The following is a 22,161-nucleotide window of genomic DNA, read 5'->3' as shown; positions in this document are numbered from 1 at the left end:
AGGTTTTGCGTGACGTCGTGTTTTCCGCCAGTGCCGCCGCGCGGGAAGCGGCAGGCCGGTATGGAACGGAGCGCGTCGTCAATGCCGCTATCGGTTGTTATGCCGGTGATGATGAGCAGCTGGCCTGTCTGCCCGTCGTTGAAGAGCTCTACCGGGCGCTGCCGATGCGTGATTTCATCACTTACGCACCGCCTTTGGGTTTAGAATCTTACCGTCAGGGGGCCATTGCAGAGGCCTTTGAAGACTGCCGCCCGGAAGGCTATGCCGATGCTGTGGCTACGGCTGGCGGTACCGGGGCCATCCATATTGCCATTGCCAACTATTCGGAAGTCGGTGACACGGTTCTGACAACGAATTGGCGCTGGAATATTTACGATGCCTTGTGTCAGGAAATCGGTCGACGCCTTGAACCTTTTTCCATGATTGATAAAGACGGTCATTTTAATGTCCCTGCTTTTTCAGAGGCTGTATCGCAGATCTTGGAACGCCAGGATTCGCTGCTCATCATCCTCAATACACCGGCCAACAACCCGACGGGATTTGCCTTGTCCGATGAAGAATGGAGCCAAGTCCTCGACGTCTGTCGTTTCCATGAAAAGCAGGGGAAACGCCTGAGCCTTCTCATCGATATTGCCTACATCGCCTATGCCGGCGAAAAAAATAAGGTGCGCTCCTTTATGAAGCAGTTCTCAAATCTTCCGGCACATATCTTTTCTATGTTTGCCTTCAGTATGTCTAAAGGGTACACTTTGTATGGTCAGCGTGCCGGCGCCCTTATCGGCCTATCGTCGGATAAGGCTGTCATCGATGAATTTTCTGACCTTGGAAAGTATTCGGCCCGGACGGCCTGGTCCAATGTCAACCGGGCGGCCATGACGCTGCTGACGGAAATTCGCGGTGACCGGGATTTGAAAGCCCGCCTCGATGCCGAACGCCTGGCTTTTGCCGATAAGCTTCACCGCCGCGGAGCCATTTTCGTTGAGGAAGCCAGACGCTGCGGTCTGCAGCACGTTCCTTATCAGGGCGGTTTTTTCATTTCCGTTCCGACGGATCAATCGATGGCCCTTTGTCAGGCTCTTCAAGAGGATCTTATTTTTGCCGTTCCCTTAGCCGAAGGCGTGCGCCTGGGCATTTGCTCCATTGCCGAAAGCAAGATGAAGGGATTGGCAGGGACGATTAAGAAGGCCGTCGATGGTCTTGATGGAATGAATCACCTCTCCATGGCCGGTAAATAATTTTTTACAATAAAAGACAAAAGGATGACCAAAATTTTTGTGTTGGTCATCCTTTTTATTTGCAAAATTCTCTCAGAACCTGTATAATGTAAGTATAAATTTATAATTATATACTATTTATATGAAGTTGTAAAGATTGTGAGTAGAACGGGTAATGGACGGGGTCCTCTCTACAGAGGGCAGCGTTATTGGCACGGCATATGGAACATCGGAGCAACTTTTTTTATTCCATATGGAGCAAAGTTCAAGCATAGGCAGAGGCCCTTGAGCTGCGTGTGACTTTATAAATTGAGAAAGGTGGGACAACTGCTGCTGCCTCTGCAGACATAGATCGGAAGACCGCGTCCGTGTAAGGATTGGCAAATCTCTTCACTTCGGGGGAAACAACTGCATATGGAGGATACATCTGCCTTCGTTGCGAACATCTTGTTATAGGACAAAAGCTCTCCTGTATTCTGTGTTTTTAGCAGCAGTGAGCTGCATGGATGGATTGAATCGATTTATGGGTTGTATGTTGGGCGGAGCCGTCGGCGATGCCTTGGGCTTTGTCATTGGTAAAGACGATTTAAAGACGATTCATAAGAAGTACGGCCCTTATGGATTGCGCACGGTGTTAAAGTCGGCAAAGAACGGCAATAAAAGTATCATTTCGGATGATACTCAGCTTTCCTTATTTACGGCTGACGGAATGCTGTGGGCCGATCATGACGGACTGGAACCGGCAGAGGGGCTGTACCGGTCTTATATGCGCTGGTACTATACGCAGACCGAGCGCATTATTCGCCCGGAACAGGAAAAGTGGATGAATCGCCAAGCCCATGAAGTTTCCTTTGACTATGACATGATGGGCGAACAGGCTCTTTTTGCCCGCCGGTCTCCGGGGAAAACCTGCTTGACGGCCCTGGCGTCGGGGAAAAAACTGTCCCGTGAGGAAACGCTCAATCACAGCGGCGGCAACAGTACGGTTATGCGGGCGGCTCCTATCGGACTCTTTTATGAAGGCGATCCGGAAAAGGCCTTTGCCGTCGGCTGTCAGGCAGCCAGCCTGACTCATGGCAATCCCCGGGCATTCTTGTCGACGGCGACGATAAGCGCCATCATTGCGTCCTTGGCAGCCGGAAAGGACATCAGTACGGCCCTCGGCGGGGCGCTCCACCTCCTGCAGCGTGATGCTGAGGGAACGCGTCTTTTGAAGCTGCTTCTTCGGTCCATCGATGAGGCCGTTACGGACCGCAACCCCGTCCGGTCCATGAAAAAAATCGGTCTCGGGAAAAAAGCCGATGAGGCCCTGGCCTTGTCCGTCTACTGCGTGCTCAAGACAGGAACGCTGAAAGAAGCCGTTCTCATGGCCTGCAACCAGGATGGAGACAGCGATACCTGCGGGGCTATCTGCGGGAATATCATGGGGACCATCTTTGGTGATAAAGCCATTCCCAAGAGCTGGAGCTGCAATTTGGAATGTGACGACCTGATTCGGAAATTGTCGAAGTGTCTCTACGATCACAACCGGTCAGGACTGATTAAAGGCGAGGCCGCCAGCCACTGATCCGTCGCCAGGACGAAGCCTTTGCGACTTTTGGCTTGACATTATGGGTCCATCCCATATAATTAAGATTATTATTCTGGGCGTCGCCATGACGCCGGATCGGGGGAGCGAGTATGATTGAATCCATTGACCGGGCACTGGCCGTTTTGCAGCTTTTTTTAAAAGAAGAGCGACCCCTCAGCGTAACGCGCATCAGTAAAGTCATGGAACTCCATAAAAGTACGGTCAGCCGCACGCTGGAGACACTGGAACACCGCGGATTTATCCAAAAGGATGAGGAAACGGGGATGTATTGGCTCGGACTTCAGGCCTACGCACTGGGCATGCTGTTTCGTGAAAAAGATAAGTTTCATAAAGTAGCCTATCCCTATGCCAAGGCCCTGTCCCTGCAATGCAACGAAGGGGTGCACATTACGACCTTTGCCCATAATGGGGCCGCTTATCCGCAGCACATTATCCTGGAAAAGATTAAATCTCCCCGGACGATCGATACGGCACCGCCGATTGGTGCCGTGCGCCCGGCCTACTGTTCGGCATCGGGCAAGTGTTTACTGGCTTTTTCCGCAGAATATCGTCAGGCCTATGAAGGCTGTGCCCTGAAAAAGTTTACGGAATACACGGTTACGGACTGGAAGGATCTTATTCCGGAGCTCGAAGAGATTTGCAGCCGTGGCTATGCCATTGAACGGGAAGAAGTCGAACTCGGCATGTCCTGTGTAGCTGCGCCTATCTTTCGCGGCGGCCGCATCGTCGCGGCCATCAGCGTGTCCGGTCCGGCTGAACGGGTGGCAGATGCCAATCGGGAGACTGTCATCGAAGCCGTTACCAAGACGGCCGGTGAAATCAGCCAGGCCTTGGACTGACGGCAGGCAGTATGTTGCTGTAAATGGAAAATTGTCTTCGATGTGAATTGTTTGGTATAAAAATCATGCAAAACGAGAATATACCACATGCATTTGCAGAAATGGACTTTTATGGTACAATAGGCATGGATACTACATTCGGGTCACAAGATTGTCTGTTGTGAAATGAAAAAATCTTTCCTTTTCAATTGCAGCAGTGTGGGAACAGCTTGGGATCTTATCCATGATTCGAGGCGAAAAAGAATGCAAACAACAATCAGTATGGCGGCAACGACAGTGCCACGTGTGGCCTACCCATATAAAACGCGCGATGGAGGCGCTACGGTTACTATTTTTGTGCCCTACAATTGCCATAACCATTGTCCTTTTTGTATCAATAAGGCTGAATATGAAGATATGACCGGCTTTTCGGAAGAAGCTATCTGCCGGAGTATTCGCTTGATGGACAGCATCACGCCTTCATGTGATTTTGTCTTTACGGGTGGGGAACCCTTTGCTGACATGGAATCGCTGCAGCGCATGCTGGACTGCATTCCCGTGACACATAAGGTATATATTAATACAACGCTTCCGGTCTTTGAATCGCAGACGGAAGACGATATCGTCGCTTTTACACAGCGGAATCGGCATAAAATTACGTGCATCAACGTATCACGCCATATGCAGCACTATGTAGAAGAATCGAATGATCAGCTCTTGACGCGCTTGGCCGTTCCTTTCCGAATCAACTGCGTATTGTATAAGAAATATCCTGTCGACCAGCTAAAACCCTATTTGGATCGTTTTATCAAAATCGACGGTGCGTCGATTCAGTTCCGTTTTGACTATACGGAAACGACGCCGGAAAACTTATATGAAGAAGAAAATGATCAGATTCTTCACGACTTAAAAAACGTTGCAGAGTATACGGGCCTTGACGGCTGCCGCATGCGCTGCGGTTTCCATTTCGATTATCAGGGCATGGAACTGACTTATCATAAGACCCTGCCCTACAGCACAGTGATTGAGCGAGATGAAAAGGACGGCAAGAAATACGACATCCTCTACGACATCCTGATCAAGCAGAACGGTGCCATCCATTCCGATTGGGACGGGACTCCCCTTGATATCGAAGCCTATCGTAAGGTCGTCTTTGAACCTTATGATCTCAAATGGATCCAACCGTTGCGGACAGGCCTTGGCAAACGGCTGCCCTTCTTAAAGACCGCCTGTGCTGCGTTTCATTAATTGAATAGCTTTTGTTTGACCGATAAGGGACTATCGCAGTGGCGGCAGTCCCTTTATTTTTTAGATTCCCCTGTGGGCAGAAAAAATACTTTATCTGTTCTTTTCCAGTGGAAATCGGGTATAATAAGGATAGATCAGATTGGCGTAAGGAGGCACTTTTATGGCAGTTACCATTTTGTTGGGCAAGGCCGAAAGCGGCAAGTCGTCCCACTGTTTTAGAGAGCTGCAGGCCTGGGAATCTGCCGGCGGCAAGGCCATGCTCCTGGTTCCTGACCAGGCGACATACGGCGCTGAACGGCGTTTGGCCGAACATTCGAAGGGCAAGGGCTTTTTAGGGACTGAGGTAGTCGGCTTTTCCCGTTTGGCTTATAACGTCTTTCAAGAGCAGGGCCTTTCTCATGCTTCGTTGTCAGAATTGGCCCGGAAGGTAATTTTGCAGCGCCTGCTCCACAAAGGGGAAAAGGATTTTTCTCTCTTGCAGACGGCTGCCCGGCAGCCTAATTTTGCCGATACGGCCGGCAGATTTTTAGGGGAATGCCGCTCTTTTTGCGTGTCTTCAGAGGACTTGCGCAAGGCGGCTGATACCGTTTCCAGCCCGACATTGTCCCATAAACTGCAGGATATGGCCCTGTTGTATGAGATGTATCAGACTTTTTTGAGCGACCACTTCGGTTCAGCCGACGATACGATGACGCTGTTGGCGAAATCTGTCGACAAGTATGCCTTTTTGCAGGGCGCCCGCGTATGGGTCGACGGGTTTCAATGGTTTACACCGCAGCAGATGGACATTCTGCAGCAAATTGAGACGGTGACTGATAAGCTGACCATTACCCTGACTATCGATGCCGAGCATCTTCAGCAGCAGCGGCGGGAAACGGCTCTCTTCCACCGGGCTTATGAGGTATACCGCGATTTACAGAGTCTCTTTCCTCACCTGGAAACGGCCGTCGTCCCCGAAGGGCCGCAAAAGGCATTGACGGCATTTCAGGATGACTTCTTCCAGCCTGTCCCGGCGGCCCAATCTCAGCCGGTATCGGCCTTATCCGTTTGGGAATGTCAGGATAAAGACGGAGAAATCGAAAGTGTCGCCCGAGAAATCGTTCGCCAGTGCCGTAAAGGTCGGAGATATCGGGATTTTCTCGTCTTGGCCCGGTCGAGCGATATGTATCATAATCGGGTCGAACGGATTTTTCGCCGCTACGGGATTCCCGTCTTTAGTGACTATCGGCGGCCCATGACCAGCCATCCGGCAGCTGAAGCCATTTCAGCGCTGCTCAGCGTCTTTCGCAGTCGCTGGTCTCATGAAGCCTTGTTCCGACTGCTTAAAAGCGACCTATTCCCCATCAGCCGTCACGATGTCGACGACCTGGAAAACTACTGCCTGGCTTACGGGATACAGGGCTATCATTGGCTGAGCGGCAAGGAGTGGAACTATGGACGCCGCCATGAAGGACAGGCCATCATCGATGAACGGGAAGAAGTTCATCTCCAGCGAATCCAGACCATTTGCCAGTCTGTGCGGGATATCTTGATACCGGCCTGGGAGAATGCTCAGGAAACGCATAGTCTCCGAGATTGGTGTACCCTTTTGTATCAATGGCTTCGGACCCTTGGCGTTCCCTCAGCCCTTCGCCAATGGCAGGAAGACGATGAAGCGTCAGGACGGACTGAAGACGGGAAAGAGCACGAACAGGTTTGGAAGCGAATCATGGAATTTCTTTCCGAAATCGTCGACCTCTGCGGCGATGATGTGACCGACATCGACGAATTTTCCCAAATCATCGAAGGCGGTTTGGCGACGCTGAAATTCAGCCTCATTCCGCCTACCTTGGACCACGTAACCCTTACGTCGGTAGAACGAGGTTACACGATGCAGGCGGCTGTCGTCTTTTTATGCGGCGTCAACGACGGGATTTTTCCGCAGCACAGCAGTGAAGAAGGCTTGTTCAGTGATAAAGAACGGCGCAGCTTGGCGGACCTCGGCATCGTTCTCGGACCGGGGAGCCGATTTCGTTCCTTTCAGGAACGGTTCCTGTTCTATCTGGCAGCGACCCGAGCCGGTGAGCGCTTCGTCATTTCCTATATGGTTGCCGACGATGACGGCAGTGCCGTGGAAAAAGCGTCGTGGATTCATCAGCTCTGTGATAAGGGCTATGTGGAAGATGTCATTCGACAGGATGATGCCATGGATTTCTCACAAGAAGAAAAGCCTGTATTGGCCCTGCCGGCAGGGCTTCATTACCTGCCGGGCAAGCTTCGGCCCGTTCTCGATGGCCAGACCGTAGATGGGACCTGGTGGGCTCTCTATGACTGGGCCTGGCAGCACGGCTGGCGTCATCAGGCCGTCCGTTCCGTACAGGGGCTGTTCCATACGAATTTACCGGTTACCCTGTCGGAAAAATTGGTGCGCCGTCTGTTTGCACCGGACGGAACACTGCGTGGATCCGTGACTAAATTTGAGCAGTACCGCAACTGTCCCTTTGCCTATTTTTCCCGTTATGGCCTCAATTTAGAGGAACGACGGCGCTATCAGTTTGCCGCCCCGGACCTAGGAATGCTGGTTCATGGGGCACTGCGCATCATCGGTGAGAAACTGCTTTGGGAAAAGAAGCAGTGGCAGGACATTCCCGATGAGGACGTTCCGGCTATTTGCCGACAGGCGACAGATGAATTGGCGCCGCAGGTTCAGCATGACATCCTCATGTCGAATGCTTATTTTTCGCAGATTAAAGAACGACTCATTCAAACCCTGACCCGCACGGTCCGTCACCTCTGTGCCTTCAGTGCGGCTTCGGGATTCCGGATGACAGGATTGGAAAAATCCTTCGGCCGGCCGGGCAGTCCTTGGGAAGCCCTTCATTTTACCTTGAAGAGCGGCCTTGATGTCGTCATTACAGGACAGATTGACCGCATCGATATGCTGCGGCAGGAGGATCGGACCTATGTCGTCGTCATCGACTATAAATCGGGGCGGAAGCAGCTCGATATCAGCCAGATTTTTATGGGCCTGGAACTGCAGCTCCTGACCTATATGTTCGTCGCCCTCCTCAATATCGGAGACGGCGCCGTCCCGGCAGCTGTGCTCTACTGCTACGTCCGCAATGACAAAGTCTCCCTGTCGTACCGCATCGACGAGGCCGAGAAAAAGAAGCAGTACGATGCTAAAGGGAAGCTGACCGGATTTTATCTCGATGACGGAGACGTCATGAAGCAGTTGGATCGGTCCATGCAGGGCTTTTCAGACTTTTTAAATTTACGGCTCAAGAAAGACGGTACCTTAAGCGACCAGTCGAAGAGCGTTTACGACGAAGCCGGCTGGAGTCATCTTTTGGCTTGGGCTTCGCAGAAACTTCAGGATTTGGCCGGCGGTATCGGCGACGGCGATATTTCGATTCACCCGGTCATGCTGAAGCAGCAGACGCCCTGCCAGTACTGCCCGTATCGGGCGGTTTGCCGATTCGATCTTTCGATGGCCGGCAATGCCTATGATGCGGCCGGTCAAGAAGATACGGCTGAGATGATAAAGACGATTTTTGACAGAGGAGGTGACGACCATGGCGTGGACTAATGAACAGCAGGCTGCCATTGACAGCCGAAAACAGACTTTGCTCCTATCGGCAGCTGCCGGATCGGGGAAGACGGCCGTCCTGGTCGAGCGCATCATTCGCCGCCTCTTGGATAAGACCTATCCCATCGACATTACGGAACTCTTGGTGGTTACCTTTACCAATGCCGCGGCTGCTGAAATGCGGGACCGCGTCGGACAGGCGCTGATGAAGGCCCTGTCGGAGACGAAGGATCCGCGAATTGAACGGCAGTTGGCCTTATTGCCGTCGGCCCATATTTCGACCCTTCATTCTTTCTGCCAGTACGTCATCCGCAAATATTTCTATACCATCGATCTGGATCCGAATTTTTCCATTGCCGGTCAGGAAGAATTGAACCTCCTGCGCCGTCAAGTGCTGGCCGACGTCTTTTTATCCTATTATGAAGACGAAGAAAGGGCATCCGTCCTGTATCCTCTGGCGGATATGTTCGGCAGTGACCGCGGCGATGACGTCCTGATGGATACGGTAAGCCGCATGTATACCTATGCCCGAAGCCTGGCCTGGCCGGAACACTGGCTGAAATCGTCGGCGCTTGCCTACGAAACGGGTCCTGAAACGACGATAGACGATTTGCCTTGGGCACAGCCGGTCAAAGATTTTGTGCGGCGAATCCTTAAAAAGGACATCGCCATCTATGAACGGGCCTTGTACCATCTTCGTCAACGAGATGTTTTTGAGGCTGCCTGTGAGCAATTTTCCTCGGAACAGGAAGGGCTTAAAGAAGCGGCCGGTGAAGAGCGCTGGGAAGGCCTCAGACTTCGGATCAATGCCGTTGAATTTTCCCGGTTAAAGACGCTGCGCGGTTTATCTGACGAAGATAAGGCTGTTTGGGAACAGTGCAAAGATCTTCGCGACAGTGTCAAGAAAGACGTTACGAAAACCCTGCAGCCCGTCTATTTTTCGGCAACGTCTGAAGAATGGCTCGACGGGATTCGGATTATGAAGCCCATCATGGACGGTTTGGTCACCTTGACCTTAGATTTTGCCAAAGCTTTTTCTCAAGCCAAACGGGAAAAAGGCTGGCTCGATTTCAGTGACCTCGAGCACCTCTGTTTAAAAATACTCCTCAGCCCGGAAGCGACGCCGGACAATCCCCTGCGTTCGGCTGCAGCAGAAGAGCTGCGCAGCCAGTATGAAGAAGTCCTCATCGATGAGTATCAGGATACGAACGGCGTACAGGAGCTGATTGCCCGCCTCGTTTCATCGGATGATAATCGCTTTATGGTCGGCGATATCAAGCAGAGCATCTATCGCTTCCGCCTGGCCGATCCGACGCTGTTCATGAATAAATACCGCACCTTCAGCCGCGATGCCGATGCCGGTCAGCGCTGCATCGATTTGGGGCGGAATTTCCGCAGCGCACCGATCATCCTCGATACGGTAAACGACGTCTTTGCCCGGGCCATGACAGTCGATGCTGCCGGCATGGATTATGGCGAGCGAGAAATGCTCTATGCCGGTCGGACAGCACCTGAAGATCCGTCGTGGCTGGGCGGACCTACGGAAGTCGATGTAGTCGATACGTCCGGCGACAATGAGGGCCTGACGGCTTTTGAACAGGAGGCCCGCTTCGTCGCAGCCCGCATCAGTGAGCTTTTGGAAGAAGGAAAGATGGCAGCTCGAAAAGACGGTGCCTTGGAGCCTTTATCCTATCGCCACATCGTCATCCTTGTCCGTTCGATGAAAAATAAAGCCGATAAATTGATACAAGCCTTGCAGGAACGGGGAATCCCGTCGTATGCCGAGCAGCGAGGGGGCTATTTTGCCGCCGTCGAAGTGCAGGTTATGCTGGCCCTTCTGCGCTGCATCGACAATCCCGAACAGGACCTTCCCATGGCTGCCGTGCTGCGTTCGCCCTTGGTCGGCCTCGATGAAACGGCCTTAGCCGAACTTCGCCTCATTGGCGACGGGACGCTGTGGCAGAACCTGCCTGATTTTTCGGCATCGCTGGACGAGGATGATCCCTTGCGGGAAGACATCGAAGAGTTTATCGTCCAGTTTGAAGATTGGCGGACCTACAGCCGGCGTCAAGGCGTGGCCGAACTGATTCAGCGGCTCTATTCCGATACGGCTTACGTCGACTTTGTCGGTGCTATGCCTGGCGGTGACGTTCGCCAGGCCAACTTGAAGGCCCTCTATGACCGGGCACAGCAGTATGAAGATGCCGGGTTCCGCGGCCTTTTCCGCTACTTGCAGCTCATCGACAAGATGATGGAAGACGGCCTCGATCTGGCGCCGGCCAAGGTGGTCAGTGAAAAAGAAGACGTCGTCCGCATCATGAGCATTCATCAGAGCAAAGGGCTGGAATTCCCCGTCGTCATCGTTGCTGATATGGGAAAAGAATTCAATCGCAAGGATCTGCAGGAACCGATTCTCTTTCATAATGAGCTGGGCATCGGCCTCAAACAGTATGATCCGAACTGGCGGATGTTTTATCCGACCCTCATTTGGAGCGGCATTGAAGCTAAACTCCGCTGGGAAGGGACGGCCGAAGAAGAACGCATTCTCTATGTAGCCATGACCCGGGCTCGGGATAAATTGATCCTGATCGGCCATGACTCTAAAGCTGCCAATCATTGGCAGCGCTGGGCTGACGGCCTTGATCCGGCTCAGGGAACTTCCTATTTTGACTGGGTCATGCCGACGGTGCTGGCTCATTTCGGATCCCGCGCCGACGCTGAAGCGGTCTGCCCCGGTGCGTCCTGGGAAAGCGACCGCTGGCAGCTTCGTATCGTCGCACCGGAGCCTGTTGAAGGGCTGACGCCGGAAGTTTTGGCCGGCGAACCCCGGTTAGACGATTTGCGCCGCGGAGCTATGACCGATACAACCGTGCCGGAATGGCTCGATAAACAGTTATCCTGGCGCTATGGTTATCCTAAAGCCGTCATAACGGCAGCTAAATTCTCTGTATCTGAAGTAAAGCGCAAGTATCATGAACTGCAGAGCGATATGCTGGACGAAGAGAAGGACTTGGCCTTGTTGCCGGAGGCCATCCTTCCGCCGGCGTCGGGAGAGCAAAGCCCCTTCGATGAGCTGCCGTCATGGCTGTCAGAAGATGAGGACGTTGTCAGCGGCGCTCAGCGCGGTACGGCACTGCACAAGGCGATGCAGTATATTACGCCGGCAGGCGATCATACGGAATCATCCCTGCGCCGGGAGCTGATGGCCTTCGTCCGAAAAGGCGTACTCAGCCCGGAAGAAGAATCGTTGATATATGTTCCGGTCCTGGCGTCTTTTTGGCGGTCTGACTTGGGGCGGCGCATGGCAGCATCACCGGCCCTGCATCGGGAATATTCCTTTACCGTCTTGATGGCCGGCCCGCCGCTGCCCGATGTTGAACCGGGGGAACGCTTTTTGATTCAAGGCGTCATTGACTGCTTATTCCGTGAAGATGACGGCTGGATCCTCGTCGACTATAAGTCGGACCGGTTGGAACAAGACAAAGACTTCAAGGACCGGTATGCCGTCCAACTGGCCTTATACCGCCAGGCTGTGGAGCAGATTACAGGAATTCCCGTCCGGGAAACCTATATCTATAGTTTTCATTTACAACGTGAAATTATGATGTAAAAGGAGGTTTTTTCATGGGTGTTTTTGATGTTGTCGGACCGGTTATGATCGGACCGTCCAGCTCCCATACGGCAGGGGCCGCCCGCATCGGCCTCATGGCCAGAGAAATTTTGAAAGACGAGCCGAAAAAGGCCGTCATTACGGTCTACGGGTCCTTTGCCAAAACGTATAAGGGCCATGGAACGGACCGGGCTCTCGTCGCCGGCCTGCTGGGATTTTCGGCAGACGATGTCCGCCTGCGAACGGCCTTCAGTCTGGCGAAGGAAGCAGGCCTCGACATCGATTTTCGTCGCTCTGATGATGAAGTCCATCACCCCAATACGGTGCGCATCGCTATGACCGGTGCATCAGGACGGCAGGTCGAAGTCCTCGGCGTATCCCTTGGCGGAGGTAAAATTGAAATCCGTGAAATAAATAGAGCCGAAGTCGCCTTAAACGGAGAAGAACATACGCTGATTACGGTCCACCGCGACCAGCCCGGCATCATTGCCCAGGCGACGACGGTCTTGGCCATCGGCCACATTAACGTGTCGAATATGCGTGTCTTTCGCAGTGCCAAGAATGCCACGGCCGTCATGATTGTCTGCACGGACAGTGCCGTGCCGCCGGAAATCGTCCATATGATTGAAAACATTACGGCCATTGAAAGCGTCGTGACCCTGCGGCCTATTTAGGAGGAATAAAATGTATAAATATGAATACAATAGCCTTCATGACCTGCTGACGCTGGCCGAAAAAGAAGGGACGACCTTAGCGGACATCGTCGTTCGTCATGAAGTAGAGTCATCGGAAGTTTCAGAAGAAAAAGTGCGTGCCATGATGGACAGTCGTCTCGATGTCTTTCAAGAATCCATCGACGCCGGCATGAGTGATCCGGGGAAATCTGTCAGCGGCCTCGTCGGCGGCGATGCCCACAAGTTAGCTGCGAGTATGCCGACTCTTTTAGGACCACTGGCTCATAAAGCCGCTGTCTATGCCTTGGCGGTCAGTGAAGCTAATGCCAAGATGTTTAAAATCGTCGCCTGTCCGACGGCCGGCTCCTGCGGCATTGTCCCGGCTGTCATGATGGCTGAGGCTGAAATCTTGGAGGTGTCCCGTGAAGCCATGGTAAACGCCTTGTTTACGGCGTCGGGAATCGGTGCCGTCGTCTCCCATAATGCTACCGTTGCCGGAGCCGTCGGTGGCTGTCAGGCCGAATGCGGTACGGCTGCGGCCATGGCTGCTGCTGCTGCCGTCTCGATGGCAGGCGGCAGCAACGATATGATCTTACAGGCTTTCGCTCTGTGCCTGAAAAATACCTTAGGCCTGGCCTGTGATCCCGTTGCCGGCTTAGTAGAAGTCCCCTGCGTCAAACGAAACGCCGTCTTTGCCGTAGAGGCACTGGCAGCTGCTGAAATGGCCATGGCCGGTATTCAGAGCGTCATTCCGCCGGATGAAGTCATTTCTGCCATGGCTGAAATCGGCCGCATCATGCCGGTCGCCTTGAAGGAAACGTCCGACGGAGGATTGGCCAGGACGGATACGGGGAAGGCCATCGCTGCGCGGTTGGAAAAGGCCATGGAGGAGTAGAGACCGTACGTTGACAGAGGCGATGGAGAAATGAAAAAAGACTGCCCTTCGGCAGTCTTTCCAATCTTCCCTGTGCTACTCTTTTTCCCTTATATCTGCTCGGTTTTGTGCGAGTGTCGGCTGTCCCTCGAGACGGCGGTAAATCATTCGGCATAGGCTGGCAGAAATGGGAGCATCCTTAGGCTGACAGGTAAATTCAACGATCAATTCAGCTTCGAAACGATTCAGTTCTACCCAGCGTACCTTCAATGTAAGTCATCCCTTTGCGGTTAATATAGTTCGGTTCGTTACTTTCTATTTTACTATACCGACCGGGCTTTTACAAGGCAGATTGTGTCTCTCTGAGTTGACAATTTGTATATTTGTTGTTATGATATATCCCGTCAATTGAACAGGCGATACGCTTTGCAGACAGTTCCTCTGACAAAGAGGCTGACGGCTCTGAGCGGGGTATCGTCATCATCGTGAAAAAGGGGCTTGGCATTTGCGCCGGCCCTTTTTTGATTGCCAAAAGACGGAATATTTATGTTATAATGAAATTGAGTATAACGCAAAGGGGGGAGATTCTATGAATACCTTACCGATACAGACAGTCTGCCGGCCTCGTTTTTTCTCTTTAACCGATACGAAGCGGATCAAACGGACCCATGATGAATACGGACTGGCTGTCCAGCAGTATTTCCACAACCTTTTTCCTCACCGTCAGTGGCAAGTTTTTCACGATCCTGCCGGCACTCCGCTGGCCGTCGATGTAGAAATATTGTATCCGACGGTGGAAGAGCCATTTTACCTCCTTCATACCATGGGCATGAGTGCGTCGCCCATGCGTTATCCGTCTGGCGATTTTGCGACGGGCAAAGAAGGGTATAGTGAATTGTGCCTCATTTTGCCGGCTCAGTGGCCTTTTCAGCGGGAGAGCCGCATTTCACTGGAGGATAAAAATGCCTGGCCGATATGGCTGCTCATGGAGCTCGGCCGATTCCCTCATGTTCACGACGTGTGGATGGGCTACGGCTTTTTACTGCCCAATCGGGGGACCTACGAGGCCTTTGCTGAGGATACGGAATTGTCCGGCTTGGTCATCGTTCAGTTTGAAGGCCAATTGGGCGGCGTGAAGATGCTTGACGGTACGGTAGTGGAACTCCTCATGCCTATCCTTTTATATAAAGAGGAAATGGATCTGTGCAGCGATATCGGAATCGACAGTTTGGTCGATGCCATTCTCGATGAGTGCGGAGGTTCTTTCCTGCTCAACAAAGACAGGCCGAATATCGCCCTTGAAGACGACGATACAGGGCCTTAAAGAAAGGTGGATCGGACGATTGTGATTACCAGTACGACGACTTTCGTTCCAGATAATCCGGCTGCTGCCTATGAAGCATATCGGCAGGCCGGGTCCGCTGTTTTCCTGGCGGGAACGCAGGGATTGAAATATAGAAAAGAACATTATGACCTGGCTGTTGATTTATCGAAGGCCGGGCTCAGCTACATTAAAGACCAAGGCGATGAAATCGTCATCGGCGCCATGACGCCCTTGTGGCAGATTAAGATTTCATCGGTCATCCAGGCTTTAGCCGGCGGCGCCGTCAGCCGGGCTATCAGCGACGTTGCCGATAAGGATGTCCAGCGCTATGGTACCCTTGGCGGAGTCGTTTCCGGGAAGGCGGCCTTTTCGGTACTCCTGCCCGTCCTTTTGTCGCTGCACGTCGATGTCCTGATTCAGGACAAGGGACGGATGAGTTTGGAAGACTATTTGCAGTGCCCTCCCATGGGGGAATTGGTTACGGGTATTTCCATTGCCCGCGAAGAAGTGTATACTGCTTATAAGGCTTATCGACGGCTGCCGTCGGATGAACCTTATCTGGTCGGAGCGGCATCCCTGCGGGATGAGGCGTGGCGCATCGTCGTCGGCGGCCGCCCCGGGGCAGCGGCTATCGCCCGGTCGGCCAGTGATGAATTGACGGAAAAGGGCATGGCCGTTAAGGAAAACGTAGCCCACTTAGCCAGTGAAGAATTGGATTTTGGCAATTTCGGCACCTGCTCTGAAGAAGAACGGCGGACCTTGACGATTGAAATGGTCCGCGGCCTTATTAAATCGGCTTGGAAGGGATACAGCCGTCATGTTGCGAATTAGGAATAAAAGGGGGTTCTTTCATGTTTAATGATAATCGTTGGCGGCGTATGCTGCAGCCTGGTATTACGGCCATTGTAGGCGCCGGCGGAAAGACGACGGTCCTCGAACGTCTCGGGACCTATGGTCACGGCGGTCATCTGCCTATGATGGTCAGCAGTATCGTCCCCATGGACAGCATGCGCGTCGACAATGTCGAACCTTTTGACGTCATCTGCACGGAAGATGTAGAAAAAGGGGAGGCTTTTTGTGCTGAACGCATTGCTTCCGGCCATGTGCCGGCTTGGTTTGCCGGCCTTGATGATGATGACTTCTATATTGGTCTTGAGCCCAAGGTCATCGACGAAATCAAGCAGCGCCATCCGGCCTGGTACATCCTGATCGAAGGGGATGCCGGCCGTGATAAATGGCTTAAAGCGCCGCTTGCCGACGATATCCCCTTGCCCAATCACTGTGACACTGTCATCGGTGTCCTCAATCTTCAGATGTTAGGCAATGTCATCAGCGGCGAAAAAATAGAAGGCGTTGAAACGGCAGCCGCTATCATGGGACGCCCTTGCGGGGCCGTCATTACGCCGGCTATGCTGGCGAAACTTATTCAGCATCCGCGCGGCCTGTTCCGCGGCGTGCGCTGTACACGGATTCTTTTCTGTACGGGTTATAATGCCGTTCAGCACCGCATGACCGAAGCCCTTCTCGACGATCTCGAAGACTTTGACCTCACGGCCAGTGTCCTTGCTGACGGCTATCGGGAAACTTGCACGATCCGGCAGTATATTAATTATGATAACGTAAGAAAGAAACGGATGTAGTACGAATGAAACAAAAAGGAAGATTATTTTTTGGATGTCTTGTATGTGCAGCCCTTGTTACCTTGGGCTTTATCTTGAATATTGACCGCGATGAAGTCATCGCTGCCGCTGAAGAAGGGCACGTTCCGCCGGTAAAAGAAATATTGCCGGTTAAACCCGATGTCGTCTTCGTCGGCGATGATTTTTCTCTCCCCTCCGTGGATAATGATAAACCGGTTTATGATAAATATACGACCCGCCAGCGCCAGGCAAAAGGCCTTCCGACGACCTATGGCGGGACGCGGGACTACTACTACGGCGACAACGTCGTGTACCTGACTTTCGACGACGGACCGAATGATAAGAATACGCCGCGGATTTTGGAAATCCTGAAAAAAGAAAATATCAAGGCTACTTTTTTCCTGACCGGACAAAACGTCGTCCGCTATCCCGACGTGGTCAAGCAGATCTATCAGTCCGGTAATGGCATGGGCCTCCATTCGTATACCCATGATTATAAAAAATTATACCAATCTCCGACGGCCTACGTCGATGAAATGATGAATACCGAAGACGCGATTTATAATATCATCGGCGTCCGGCCGATTATTTCACGGGCACCGGGCGGAACAAAAGGGCATTTTACCGATGCCTTCTGGCCGGCCATCGAAAATCTAGGTTATATAGAAGTCGGTTGGAATGCCTTGACGGGCGATGCCGACGGCACGGGAAAGTCTGCCGGCAAGGCTGTTGAGAATATCAGACAGCAGCTTGAGCTGCGGCCTTATCTTCATCGCCACCTGGTCATTCTCATGCATGATGCCTCGGGGCACGGTGCAACCGTCGATGCTCTGCCGGGAATCATAAAGCTCCTGAAAGATAGGGGCTACACCTTCCGTGTCGTCACGACGGCCATTCCGCCATCGTGGTAAAAGCATACGAAGTATGTGTATAAAGTATGTAAAATGTCGGCTAGTTAAACGATTATCTACAAGGATTCTCATATCTATACAGAGAATCCTTGTTTTTTTAGCCTTGACAACTATCTCGTTGAGGTATACAATGACGACAACGAATTTTTAAATGAGGAGATCATTATGAACATGCCATGCTTACGTCAGGCAATTGAATACGTCTTTACTTATTTTGGCTGGGGCTACCTGTATTTTAGCGCTGGCTATTTTTGGTGCGACGAATTCAATATGACTGATGTAGACATGAGGAGACTTCTAGCTGTTCCCTTGAAGTCGGCTTTAGCCGGATAAAGGAACGAGGGACAGGCGAGATATAAAGGCTTTTTGAAGCAGGCTCATGGGAGCCTGCTTTTTTTATTTGACAGGGAGGAAACACGACAATGATTATTGTGTTGAAAGCAAATGCGACAAAAGAAGAAGTAAAGCCATTGATTGACAGACTTAAAGCCAAAGGAATGCAGATTGACATCAGTAAAGGTACTCGCCAGACCGTCATGGGCCTTGTCGGCAACACGGCCGTCATCGATGTCGAACGGGTGCAAAGCTATGAATTTGTTGATAAAGTCATGCGTGTCGAAGTCCCTTATAAACGAGCCAGCCGTGCCTTTCATCCTCAGGATTCGGTCATTCCTGTCGGTAGCAGCGGCGTTTCTATCGGTGGTAAAAAACTGGCCGTCATTGCCGGCCCCTGCTCCATTGAGACGCCGGAGCAGATTGAAGGCGTAGCCTGTGATGTTGCAATATCCGGGGCGGCTGTCCTTCGCGGCGGAGCTTTTAAACCGCGGACGTCGCCATATTCCTTCCAAGGACTCGGAAATAAGGGGCTCGATATGCTGCGCAATGCCGGCCGCAAGGCAAAACTTCCGGTCATTACGGAAATCATGTCGGCCGATAAGCTGCCGGTCTTTCTCGAAGACGGCGTCGATATCATCCAAATCGGGGCCCGCAACATGCAGAATTTCGACCTCCTCCGAGAAGTGGGCAAGACGAGAAAGCCTGTCTTATTAAAAAGAGGCCTCTGCGCGACCATCGAAGAATGGCTCATGTCGGCGGAATACATCATGGCTGAAGGCAACCGCAACGTCATCCTCTGTGAACGAGGGATTCGGACTTTTGAAACCTACACCCGCAATACCCTCGATCTCAGCGCCGTCCTTGCCGTCAAGCGGCAAAGTCATTTGCCCATCGTTGTCGATCCCAGCCATGCTACGGGAAAACGCTGGATGGTCGCCGATTTAGCCAGAGCGGCTGTAGCTGCCGGGGCCGACGGGTTGATGATCGAAGTACACAATAATCCCGATAAGGCGTTGTGCGACGGGGCCCAGTCAATTACACCGGCCATGTTTACCGATCTCATGGAGTCACTTCGTAAATTGGCGCCCATTGTCGGACGAGAAATATAAGGAAAGCAGGGAAGTTTTATGGATACGGAAGCTAGTGGTTTTAATACGAATGAGACCGTGGCCATCATCGGCCTGGGGCTTATAGGAGGATCCTTCGCCCGCGGCCTGCGGCGCATCGGGACAAAGCATATCATCGCTGTCGATCCCGACGAACGAGCCCTTCAGCAGGCCAAGGGGGAAGGCATGGTCGATGAGGTATATACCTTCGGCTGCGAGGCTTTGAAAAAGGCAAAGTTGATTATTTTCTGTACGGCATCTTCGGTCATGATTCGCTTTTTGGCTGAAAATAGAAGGCATTTTGCTCCCGGGACGATCGTCACTGACGTTGCCGGCATCAAGGGCGATACGGCAGCGGCCATTACGGCCCTCTTGCCGGAAGGCGTCGACTTCATTTCCGGTCATCCCATGGCCGGCCGGGAAGGCAGGGGCTATGCCATGGCCAGTGCCGATATTTTCAACAATGCCAATTATATTCTCGTTCCTTCGAAGGAGAATAAAGAAAATCATCTCCTGGCCGTTACCAGTATGGCTATGGCCCTGGGATGTGCCCATGTCGTCCGCGTATCGCCGGAAGAACACGACCGCTTCATCGCCTATACCAGCTGCCTGCCCCACGTCTTGGCGACGGCTCTGGTCAACAGCGAATCGATGGATACGATGACCAAATACTTCGTGGCCGGCAGCTTTCGCGACGGTACCCGCGTAGCTGACATCAACGCACCTTTGTGGACCAACCTGTTCTTAGCCAATAAGGACAACCTCTTACATGAAATCGACTGCTTCCGTAAAGCCTTAACTTCTTTTTCGACGATGCTCTCAGCCGAAGATGCCGAAGGGCTGACCCGATTTTTACAGCAAGCCGCTACGCGGAGAAGGGACTTAGTTTATGAAACACATTCACGTTGAATTAGGAAAAGATTCGTACGATATTCATATTGAAAATGGCTTGCTCGACCGGGCCGGCGACTATATCCGCAGCCTGACGAAGTCTAAGACCTTAGCTGTCATTACCGATTCCAACGTCGATGCCCTTTATGGACAGCGGCTTCAATCGGCCCTGGAAGGGAGCGGCTTTTGCGTCCATCGCCTGGTATTCCCGGCCGGAGAAGAACATAAATGCGCAGAATCCCTTCTCTCTTTATATCAGTCCCTGTCCGATTCGGGCATTACCCGCAGCGACTACGTCATCGCCTTTGGCGGCGGTGTCGTCGGGGATTTGGGCGGTTTTGCCGCAGCTACTTTTTTACGGGGTATCCCCTTTATTCAGATTCCGACGACCATCATATCCCAAGTCGACAGCAGCGTCGGCGGTAAAGTCGGCATCGACTTGCCGAGCGGTAAGAACCAGGCCGGTAATTTTTATCAGCCCAAAGGCGTTCTCATCGACCCGATCCTGCTTCAGACACTGCCCAAGCGATTTATCCACGACGGCATGGGGGAAGTCATTAAATACGGCTGTATCCGTGATGTGGAACTCTTCGAACTTTTGGAAAATCTCGACGATGAACGGATATTCAATCACTGGGAAGAAATCATCGAACGCTGCTGTAAGAGTAAAGCCGACCTCGTCGAACGAGATGTCCTCGACATGGGGGAACGGATGATTTTAAACTTCGGCCACACCATCGGACATGCCATCGAAGGCTGTTACGGCTTTGGCAGCTATACCCACGGCGAAGGGGTTGCCGCCGGCATGGCGATGCTGACCGGCGTCACCGAAAGCTTGGGCCTTACGAAAGAAGGAACGACGGCGCGGCTGCGAAAACTCCTTACCCGCTACGGCCTGCCTGTCGACGTCGATGCCTCGGCAGAAGACCTCATCCCCTATATCAGTAATGATAAGAAGATGAGAGGCAATCACATGACCCTCATCATTTTAAAAGAAATCGGCAAGGGACGCCTGTTGCCCATCGAGGCAGAAGAATTGCCGAAATACATCCGAAAGAAGGTCGCTCCATGAATGTAACCATTAAACCACAGGCCCTGCAGGGGACGGTAGAAGCCCCTTCCTCCAAGAGCATCGGTCACCGCGACCTCATCTGTGCCGCCCTGGCAGACGGCGAGAGCTTCGTCGACAACATCTCCCTGTCGCAGGACATCGAGGCGACTTGCCGTATCTTGAAAGCCTTAGGGGCCGATATTACGCCGGCCGTCTCGGAGCATCCCGGAAGAGCAGCCTATCGCGTACGAGGGGGCTTACAGAAACAGCCCCGTCCTATCGCCGTCGATGCCAATGAATCGGGGTCGACCCTGCGCTTTCTCGTTCCCGTCGCCGTATTGAGCGGCAGCCGCTGCACTTTTTCTGGGAAAGGCCGCTTGGCCCAAAGACCGCTGACACCGTATTATCAGCTCTTTGATGAAAAGCACATCGCCTACGAGACGACAGGCGGGGCCCTGCCTCTGACCGTCGAAGGCCGTCTTACGGCCGGCACCTACGCCTTAAGAGGCGACGTGAGTTCTCAGTTCTTTTCGGGCCTGCTCATGACCCTGCCCCTCTTGGACGGTGATTCACACCTTCGCAGTACGACGCCCCTGGAGTCAGCCAGTTATGTCGATATGACCATCGACTGCCTGCGCCAGCACGGCATCGTCATCGACAAAGAATGGGACGGTTCTTACCGCATTGCCGGCAGACAGTCCTATCAGCCGGGAACGTATACCGTCGAAGGAGACTACTCCCAGGCCGCCTTTTGGCTCTCAGCAGGGACCTTAGGCCGGGCCGTCTGCTGCACGGGCCTTCGCCAAAAATCTTCCCAAGGCGACGAAGTCATCGTGTCCCTCATCCGCAGCATGGGCGGCCAAATTGAAGGCAAGACGGAACTGACGGCCTGCCCGTCGGACCTCGTCGGCCGGGTCATCGACGTGCAGGACTGCCCGGATTTGGTGCCGGTCCTGACCGTACTGGCCTCTTGTGCGAAAGGGATTACCCGCATCATTCACGCCGGCCGGGTACGCCTTAAAGAATGCGACCGCCTGCACGCCATGGCGACGGAGCTCAACAAAATCGGCGGCGACGTCGAAGAAGAAGCAGAAGGCCTCATCATTCACGGCGTCGACGGCTTTACGGGGGGGACTGTCAGCGGCTGGAACGATCACCGCATCGCCATGGCCCTGGCCGTCGCATCTCAGCGCTGCAGCCGGCCCCTGCGGATTGAAGGCGCTGACTGCGTCCGTAAATCCTATCCTGATTTCTGGCAGGATTTCGAGACCTTAGGCGGCATCGTTGAAAAGGAGGAAGGATAAG

Annotated in this window: 16 protein-coding genes; all 16 read left to right on the top strand. The window is 52.9% G+C overall.

The genetic code is table 11. The features are described from left to right. Positions 1 to 5 precede the first annotated feature (5 nt). Complete coding sequence (locus QZQ46_RS00585; RefSeq protein WP_296826023.1) at positions 6 to 1,235, top strand: pyridoxal phosphate-dependent aminotransferase; 1,230 nt, start codon at positions 6 to 8, stop codon at positions 1,233 to 1,235. Positions 1,236 to 1,716: 481 nt separating this feature from the next. Beyond that, complete coding sequence (locus QZQ46_RS00580; RefSeq protein ID WP_296826022.1) at positions 1,717 to 2,781, top strand: ADP-ribosylglycohydrolase family protein; 1,065 nt, start codon at positions 1,717 to 1,719, stop codon at positions 2,779 to 2,781. Between the two features lie 113 nt (positions 2,782 to 2,894). Beyond that, positions 2,895 to 3,644: an IclR family transcriptional regulator gene (locus QZQ46_RS00575; RefSeq protein WP_296826021.1), complete on the top strand. Its 750-nt coding sequence runs from the start codon at positions 2,895 to 2,897 to the stop codon at positions 3,642 to 3,644. Positions 3,645 to 4,040: 396 nt separating this feature from the next. Next, entirely contained in the window at positions 4,041 to 4,871 is an 831-nt protein-coding gene (locus QZQ46_RS00570) for a hypothetical protein (RefSeq protein WP_366135093.1), read from the top strand. Positions 4,872 to 5,031: 160 nt separating this feature from the next. Further along, positions 5,032 to 8,439, top strand: coding sequence for a PD-(D/E)XK nuclease family protein (locus QZQ46_RS00565; protein ID WP_296826019.1), 3,408 nt, complete (start codon positions 5,032 to 5,034; stop codon positions 8,437 to 8,439). Beyond that, positions 8,426 to 12,049: a helicase-exonuclease AddAB subunit AddA gene (gene addA / locus QZQ46_RS00560; RefSeq protein ID WP_296826018.1), complete on the top strand. Its 3,624-nt coding sequence runs from the start codon at positions 8,426 to 8,428 to the stop codon at positions 12,047 to 12,049. The genes QZQ46_RS00565 and addA overlap by 14 nt, the downstream gene beginning before the upstream one ends. Before the next feature lie 14 nt (positions 12,050 to 12,063). Continuing rightward, the gene (gene sdaAB / locus QZQ46_RS00555) at positions 12,064 to 12,723 is read left to right on the top strand and encodes an L-serine ammonia-lyase, iron-sulfur-dependent subunit beta (protein WP_296826017.1); all 660 of its coding nucleotides are present in this window, start codon (positions 12,064 to 12,066) and stop codon (positions 12,721 to 12,723) included. 10 nt (positions 12,724 to 12,733) lie between these two features. After that, positions 12,734 to 13,618: an L-serine ammonia-lyase, iron-sulfur-dependent, subunit alpha gene (gene sdaAA, locus QZQ46_RS00550; protein ID WP_296826016.1), complete on the top strand. Its 885-nt coding sequence runs from the start codon at positions 12,734 to 12,736 to the stop codon at positions 13,616 to 13,618. 568 nt (positions 13,619 to 14,186) lie between these two features. Further along, entirely contained in the window at positions 14,187 to 14,921 is a 735-nt protein-coding gene (locus tag QZQ46_RS00545; RefSeq protein ID WP_296826015.1) for a suppressor of fused domain protein, read from the top strand. Between the two features lie 21 nt (positions 14,922 to 14,942). After that, on the top strand, positions 14,943 to 15,752 hold the full coding sequence (locus QZQ46_RS00540; protein WP_296826014.1) for an FAD binding domain-containing protein: 810 nt from the start codon (positions 14,943 to 14,945) through the stop codon (positions 15,750 to 15,752). A 20-nt stretch (positions 15,753 to 15,772) separates the two neighbouring features. After that, positions 15,773 to 16,561 (top strand): selenium cofactor biosynthesis protein YqeC, encoded by a 789-nt coding sequence (gene yqeC, locus QZQ46_RS00535; protein ID WP_296826013.1) that lies wholly within the window; start codon positions 15,773 to 15,775, stop codon positions 16,559 to 16,561. Between the two features lie 5 nt (positions 16,562 to 16,566). Then, the gene (locus tag QZQ46_RS00530; protein WP_296826012.1) at positions 16,567 to 17,472 is read left to right on the top strand and encodes a polysaccharide deacetylase family protein; all 906 of its coding nucleotides are present in this window, start codon (positions 16,567 to 16,569) and stop codon (positions 17,470 to 17,472) included. Positions 17,473 to 17,894: 422 nt separating this feature from the next. Further along, complete coding sequence (gene aroF / locus QZQ46_RS00525) at positions 17,895 to 18,917, top strand: 3-deoxy-7-phosphoheptulonate synthase (protein ID WP_296826011.1); 1,023 nt, start codon at positions 17,895 to 17,897, stop codon at positions 18,915 to 18,917. A gap of 18 nt (positions 18,918 to 18,935) precedes the next feature. Further along, positions 18,936 to 19,823 carry a prephenate dehydrogenase gene (locus QZQ46_RS00520; RefSeq protein ID WP_296826010.1) on the top strand — a complete coding sequence of 296 codons (888 nt, stop codon included), beginning with the start codon at positions 18,936 to 18,938 and terminating at the stop codon, positions 19,821 to 19,823. Further along, the gene (gene aroB / locus QZQ46_RS00515) at positions 19,804 to 20,877 is read left to right on the top strand and encodes a 3-dehydroquinate synthase (protein ID WP_296826009.1); all 1,074 of its coding nucleotides are present in this window, start codon (positions 19,804 to 19,806) and stop codon (positions 20,875 to 20,877) included. The genes QZQ46_RS00520 and aroB overlap by 20 nt, the downstream gene beginning before the upstream one ends. Then, entirely contained in the window at positions 20,874 to 22,160 is a 1,287-nt protein-coding gene (gene aroA, locus QZQ46_RS00510) for a 3-phosphoshikimate 1-carboxyvinyltransferase (protein WP_296826008.1), read from the top strand. The genes aroB and aroA overlap by 4 nt, the downstream gene beginning before the upstream one ends. Position 22,161 lies beyond the last annotated feature (1 nt).

This window comes from uncultured Megasphaera sp. (assembly GCF_900539295.1).
Lineage (GTDB): Bacteria > Bacillota > Negativicutes > Veillonellales > Megasphaeraceae > Megasphaera.
The sequence above is the reverse complement of the archived record's forward strand: the minus strand, read 5'-3'. Positions and strand labels throughout refer to the sequence as shown.

What these genes read in the sequence shown, in the direction of transcription:
- QZQ46_RS00580 (WP_296826022.1), top strand. Translation starts at nt 1,717, where the DNA reads ATGGATGGATTGAATCGATTTATGGGTTGTATGTTGGGCGGAGCCGTC.
- QZQ46_RS00575 (WP_296826021.1), top strand. Translation starts at nt 2,895, where the DNA reads ATGATTGAATCCATTGACCGGGCACTGGCCGTTTTGCAGCTTTTTTTA.
- QZQ46_RS00570 (WP_366135093.1), top strand. Translation starts at nt 4,041, where the DNA reads ATGACCGGCTTTTCGGAAGAAGCTATCTGCCGGAGTATTCGCTTGATG.
- QZQ46_RS00565 (WP_296826019.1), top strand. Translation starts at nt 5,032, where the DNA reads ATGGCAGTTACCATTTTGTTGGGCAAGGCCGAAAGCGGCAAGTCGTCC.
- addA (WP_296826018.1), top strand. Translation starts at nt 8,426, where the DNA reads ATGGCGTGGACTAATGAACAGCAGGCTGCCATTGACAGCCGAAAACAG.
- sdaAB (WP_296826017.1), top strand. Translation starts at nt 12,064, where the DNA reads ATGGGTGTTTTTGATGTTGTCGGACCGGTTATGATCGGACCGTCCAGC.
- sdaAA (WP_296826016.1), top strand. Translation starts at nt 12,734, where the DNA reads ATGTATAAATATGAATACAATAGCCTTCATGACCTGCTGACGCTGGCC.
- QZQ46_RS00545 (WP_296826015.1), top strand. Translation starts at nt 14,187, where the DNA reads ATGAATACCTTACCGATACAGACAGTCTGCCGGCCTCGTTTTTTCTCT.
- yqeC (WP_296826013.1), top strand. Translation starts at nt 15,773, where the DNA reads ATGTTTAATGATAATCGTTGGCGGCGTATGCTGCAGCCTGGTATTACG.
- QZQ46_RS00530 (WP_296826012.1), top strand. Translation starts at nt 16,567, where the DNA reads ATGAAACAAAAAGGAAGATTATTTTTTGGATGTCTTGTATGTGCAGCC.
- aroF (WP_296826011.1), top strand. Translation starts at nt 17,895, where the DNA reads ATGATTATTGTGTTGAAAGCAAATGCGACAAAAGAAGAAGTAAAGCCA.
- QZQ46_RS00520 (WP_296826010.1), top strand. Translation starts at nt 18,936, where the DNA reads ATGGATACGGAAGCTAGTGGTTTTAATACGAATGAGACCGTGGCCATC.
- aroB (WP_296826009.1), top strand. Translation starts at nt 19,804, where the DNA reads ATGAAACACATTCACGTTGAATTAGGAAAAGATTCGTACGATATTCAT.
- aroA (WP_296826008.1), top strand. Translation starts at nt 20,874, where the DNA reads ATGAATGTAACCATTAAACCACAGGCCCTGCAGGGGACGGTAGAAGCC.